The sequence below is a fragment of the Roseateles sp. P5_E11 genome, from assembly GCF_054049355.1.
On the sequence record NZ_JBFUMO010000588.1, the window covers coordinates 1 to 3,530 of the forward strand.

General features: G+C 65.7%; 5 protein-coding genes. 4 read left to right on the top strand and 1 reads right to left on the bottom strand.

Annotated features, from left to right (window positions below; all coding sequences use genetic code 11):
• Together ACXJKR_RS27445 and ACXJKR_RS27450 are read left to right on the top strand one after the other, a co-directional pair.
• On the top strand, window positions 1-1,296 hold a 1,296-nt coding region (locus ACXJKR_RS27445), incomplete at its 5' end, for a hypothetical protein (RefSeq protein ID WP_457325521.1).
• Window positions 1,271-1,615 (top strand): hypothetical protein, encoded by a 345-nt coding sequence (locus ACXJKR_RS27450; protein WP_056191399.1) that lies wholly within the window; start codon window positions 1,271-1,273, stop codon window positions 1,613-1,615. The genes ACXJKR_RS27445 and ACXJKR_RS27450, both read left to right, overlap by 26 nt.
• Window positions 1,616-1,667: 52 nt before the next feature.
• On the opposite strand, the gene ACXJKR_RS27455 is transcribed toward ACXJKR_RS27450, so the two are convergent.
• Window positions 1,668-1,985: a hypothetical protein gene (locus ACXJKR_RS27455; protein ID WP_457325523.1), complete on the bottom strand. Its 318-nt coding sequence runs from the start codon at window positions 1,983-1,985 to the stop codon at window positions 1,668-1,670.
• Between the two features lie 240 nt (window positions 1,986-2,225).
• Between ACXJKR_RS27455 and ACXJKR_RS27460 the strand changes: the two genes are divergently transcribed.
• Together ACXJKR_RS27460 and ACXJKR_RS27465 are read left to right on the top strand one after the other, a co-directional pair.
• Complete coding sequence (locus ACXJKR_RS27460) at window positions 2,226-2,555, top strand: helix-turn-helix domain-containing protein (protein WP_457325524.1); 330 nt, start codon at window positions 2,226-2,228, stop codon at window positions 2,553-2,555.
• A 3-nt stretch (window positions 2,556-2,558) separates the two neighbouring features.
• Window positions 2,559-3,530, top strand: a 972-nt coding sequence (locus tag ACXJKR_RS27465; protein WP_457325525.1) for a type II toxin-antitoxin system HipA family toxin, incomplete at its 3' end; no start/stop codon positions are given.

Genomic DNA, 3,530 nt, shown 5'->3' on the forward strand with positions numbered 1-3,530 from the left:
AAGGCGGCCATGCAACTCTGGCTGGAAGACACCAACACCCGCGATGCCGCCTGGGCCTGGGTGCGCGCCCAGCCTGATGGCGTCGTCGACACGGCCTATGGCGTGCTGGTGGGCGCGCCCGAGCGCGTCTGCGAGGTGCTGAGGAACGCCCCCGACCGCTACTCCGTCAGCGGCTACGGCGAGCGCATGCACGACTCCATCGGCCTGGGCTTTCTGGGTCAGGACGAAAGCAGCGGTCATCGAGCACTGGCGCCCATCATCAATGCGGCCATCGAGGCCTTCAGCGAGGCTGATTGCTATGCCACCGCCTACCAGGTCGCCAAGGCCGGCCTGGCGAAGCTGAAGGAAGAGGCCCATGGGCTGCTGAACGCTTTTCCGGCTTCGCAGAAACCCAAGGACCTGCCCACCGACACGCCGCTGGACTTCGAGCGCTTGAGCGAAGGCGTGCTGGCCGCGCTGTGCCAGCGGTGGTTCGGGCAGCCCGACGGGCGCCACATCCGGGGCACCGAATTCCATGCCGAGGCGCCGGCTCAAGGGGCGGCCGCGCGCTGCCCGCGTGATCTCTTCAAGGTCTCGCGCCATGTCTTCGGTCCCTACCCGACCGAGGCGGTGCAGGCCGAAGGCCGCGCCGCCGGCCGCCGCTTCACGGCAGCCATCGAGGCCTGGCTGGCTGAGCCGGGCACCGTGCTGCCGCCGTTGGCGCAGAAGATCGTCGCCGCTGCCAGAGCCCTGCCCGACGCCACGCCCGACCTGGCTGCATGCACGCTGGCCGGCATCATGCTGGGCTTTCCGCCCACCACGCATGCCAACCTGATCACCGTGCTGGCCGCCTGGGTGCAGACGCGCAAGCTGTGGGAGCTGCAGCCGCTGTGGCACGAAGTCGTGCCCGATCCGCAGACCCAGATGCGCCCCTACGCCGAGGCCGTGGCCCGGCTGCGCCCGACGATGGTCGCGACGCTGACCCGGCGCCCCACGCCCTTCCAGGTCTGGCGCAAGGCGCGCGAAGCGCACCGCCTGGGACAGGTCGATGTCGAGGCCGGCCGCGTCGTCGTCGTGGGGCTGGGCTCGGCCACACAGCAGGACCCGCTGCGCCACCACGTCGCCTTTGGCGGTGACTGCGCCGATCCCCAGGGCCCGCCGCCGCATGCCTGCTCGGGCTACGGCATGGGCATGGGCGTCATGCTGGGTGTGATTGCGGCGGTGCTGGATGCGGGGGTGCTGCGGTTTACGGGAGCGCCGACGGTGGTGGCGATGGGGGTGGAGAGAATGGATGACCGATCGGCTCGAGCTTCTTGACTATGTGGTGTTCTTCGAGACGGAGCCCGAGTGGACTCACGCCGAAGGTTGGTACTACGGTGCGAGATTCGCGACGCTGCGCGGGGACGACCGGGTCGTCGCTACCGTTGCACCGGATGACATGGAGTTCGCTGTCGAATGGTGGCAGGGCGATTTGCTGCGGCTGCGGTTCAGTTCGGTGATGGCCCATACCTGGCACATCGAATCGGCTGGAGGCAGGGAAGTTCTGCGCGTGGCGTTCAACGACGAGCGCATCAAGTTCTGCGAGCTGCAGCTCAGGCCCCATGTCCGAGTCGAGTGGAGCATGACCTGGGGATGACRTAGCGGGTGGCCGGTCGGCTCACTTTGTGGGGCGCCGACCGGCCACGCCATCAGCAGCTGACCTTCGCCAACCCCGTCCCCGCCCCCGCCGCCGCCGGCAGCTTYTGCTTCACGCAYGACGGCGCCTGCAGCGTGTAGCCGTAGGGAATGCCGAGCGGGAAGGTSGCGGTGCTGGCCCAGTCCGTCGCATCCCGCGACGGTGACGAGCCGCTGGCCACCCAGGTGATGCCATAGGTCGCGAAGTCGGMMGGRCTSGTGATGTTGTTGCCGCGCAGCTGCCARTAGCCGATGGAGGGRCTGTCGCGCGAGGTCACSGGGTTCTGCGAGTTCTCGAACCAGTTGCCCTCGATCAGCGAGTAGCCGCCCATGCGGATGTTGGCGCCCGAGGTCAGCAGGCCGCTGTACAGGTTGTTGTACAGATGGGGTGTAGCCGGCAGGTTGCAGCGCGCTTATGGCCTTTTAAACGTCCACATATGGGCGTTAATTGGCGACAAACGACCAAATATGGCGAATAGTTGATAAGGACTTGACGCAAGCCATGGCGATGCTCATGATCGCTCTTAAAAGCACTACTAAAGTATTTAGTGCATTCTATTTGGGTGTTAATGATGAACAGCCCGATCCCTCTTCCTGTCGAACGAGCGCTGCTTCGCCTGGGCCAGAGCATTTCGCTGGCACGACGCAGGCGCCACATGTCGCAGCAGATGCTGGCCGAGCGCATCGGCGCGTCCGTCAACACCGTGCGGCGCATGGAAGACGGGTTTGCTGGCACGGCTCTGCAGCACATTGCCCGAGCACTGCATGTCTTCGGTGAATTGGACAAGCTCAACGGGTTGCTGGACACGGCACAGGACAGCGTAGGCCTGGCGCTCATGGACGAGAAGTTGCCACAGCGGGTTCGGCAGCGCCGCCCCAAGGCGGACAGTGGAGCGTTTTGAACCATGGCAACGAAGCCTGCCCCTCGCAAGTCGGTGGTCACCCAGGTTGAACTGGAGGTGGTCCTGGGGGCTGCGGAACATGCTGTGGGCAAGCTCGGTTACTTGCGCAACGGCCCTCGACAGTTCTCGCAGTTCGCCTACTTCGACGCTTGGTTGAACGACTCGCGCTACTTCGACATCTCGCCGGATCTGGTCAAAGGCTCGGGCTACCAGCTTCGCAAGGCACCCACCCAGAACGACTCCACCTTCTTCTTTGCACTGGCGGACACCGAGCCTGACAGCTGGGGGCGCCGGGTCATAGCGCGCGCCCATGCGAAGGCTCGAAAGAACAATCCAGCGCTGGGCGCCCTGAACGAGCTCGACTACTTGAGTGCGGTCGATGACTTCAGCCGCATTGGCGCGTTGCGTCTGCGAGACGCGAAAAAGCGCTACCTGCGGACCGCCGCGTCCGGCCAGCGCGCCACGCCCCCGCTGCTGGAGCTGGACAAGATGCTGGCGGCCTCCCGGGCGGTGGAGATGAGCACCGAGACCGCCGAGGACTTGAACTACCTGATCGGCAAGGGCACGTCGCTGGGCGGCATGCGGCCCAAGTGCAGCTTGCTCGATGAGGACGGTGCACTGGCGCTGGGAAAGTTCCCGAGCGTCAAGGACGAGCGCAGCGTCACGCGCGGGGAGGTACTGGCCCTGCACCTAGCCCGCATGGCAGGCATCGACGTGGCGCCGTCGCGCATCGCGGTGGTCCGGGGCGTGCCGGTGGCCGTCATTCGACGCTTCGACCGCACGACCGACGGGGCACGCATCCCTTACATGTCCGGAACGACGCTGCTGCAGGCGGGACGCAACGAAGAGCACGCGTATACCGAAGTGGTCGATGCCATGCGGTCGACGTGCCAGTCCTTCAAGGCCGATAGCCAGCAACTTTGGCGAAGGATGGTGTTCAACCACCTCATCACCAACGTCGACGACCATTTGCAC